Source organism: Luteibaculum oceani, from assembly GCF_007995015.1.
Taxonomy (GTDB): domain Bacteria; phylum Bacteroidota; class Bacteroidia; order Flavobacteriales_D; family Luteibaculaceae; genus Luteibaculum; species Luteibaculum oceani.
The window spans coordinates 1-1,175 of sequence record NZ_VORB01000024.1 but is presented as its reverse complement, the minus strand read 5'-3'; the positions used below and the strand labels follow the sequence as shown (position 1 = coordinate 1,175).

At 37.4% G+C, this 1,175-nt stretch carries 1 protein-coding gene; it reads right to left on the bottom strand.

Going from position 1 to position 1,175, the window contains the following annotated elements:
* Positions 1-14 precede the first annotated feature (14 nt).
* Positions 15-968 carry an IS110 family RNA-guided transposase gene (locus FRX97_RS12140; RefSeq protein WP_147015488.1) on the bottom strand — a complete coding sequence of 318 codons (954 nt, stop codon included), beginning with the start codon at positions 966-968 and terminating at the stop codon, positions 15-17.
* Positions 969-1,175: the final 207 nt, after the last annotated feature.

The following is a 1,175-nucleotide window of genomic DNA, read 5'->3' as shown; positions in this document are numbered from 1 at the left end:
AAAAAACTATATTTTTAAGCTGCTCTTCTGCTCACATAATTCGGATCGTAAACTAGATCATTCTTTATCACTCCAAAGCTCTGTTTTATGAGCTTATTGGCTACTGCTATTAGTGCTAGCTTCTTCGACTTTCCTTTTGCAACTAACCTGTCATACAGCGCTTTGCATTGTGGGTTATGGAGACAAGCTGTGAAGCTGCATAAAAACAAGTGATTCCGTAATGTCTTATTGCCTTTTTTACTGATATAACTTCTCCCCTTTACACTTGTTCCACTCTGCCTATGTACTGGACATAAACCTACATAAGCAATGAATTGTCTATACTCTTCAAAATCTTTAAAGCCATTGCTGTAAACCAATAGCATAGAAGCTGTCTTCTTCCCTATACCTGGTATACTCATTAATTGGGTCATCTCCTTTTGAGAATTGTCCTTTAGAATGCTCTGTAACTCTTTCTCCAGCTTTTCTATCTCTCCTTTTACTCTCTTGATTTGAAGCTTTATACTACTAATCATTACTCCTGTTTTCAGCCCTCCACTTTTCAAGTTATCCAACTTATTCTTTAATGCTGTTTGTTGACGTGTGTACAGTTCCAAAACACCGAGTATTTGCTTTCCTTCTTGCATATAGGATGGTTCTGGCTCCCAAAACTTTGGTTGTTCATATTCGCCATAAGCAGCAAGCATCTTTGCATCACTCTTGTCTGTTTTTGAACGTTGTAGCCGCATTTGCATGAATCGCTTAACGGGTAATGGGTTTACTACACTTACACTCACTCCCTTTTCAAACAAATACAAGGCTAACTGAAAATGATATGTACTGGTTGATTCCATTACACAGTGTCCTGCCTTTACCCACTTAAAAAAAGCTCTAAATCCTTCTTTGTTATTTCCAAAGGATTGGTGTCCTTTCTCTTGTGTCCATGCATCAAACGTTTGCTTGGATACGTCTATTCCTATAACTTCCATACTTTTAAGATTTATGAAAGAACAAGTATCCTTGATACAGCTACCTGAAAACAGGCTCTATGGGCCTAAAGAACTAATCGTACTTGGATATAAAAAGAGCGGGGATTAACTATGTTGACGTGCTCGAAGCACTATGGCTATATTAAACTTAGTCCGCTCTTTTGTTCTTTCTGTTTATTTGAGAATATAATCTTTTGCAAGCTTAGG

Bases quoted from the DNA above. Each gene is read 5' to 3' on its own strand.
- FRX97_RS12140 (WP_147015488.1), bottom strand. From the start codon at position 968: ATGGAAGTTATAGGAATAGACGTATCCAAGCAAACGTTTGATGCATGG.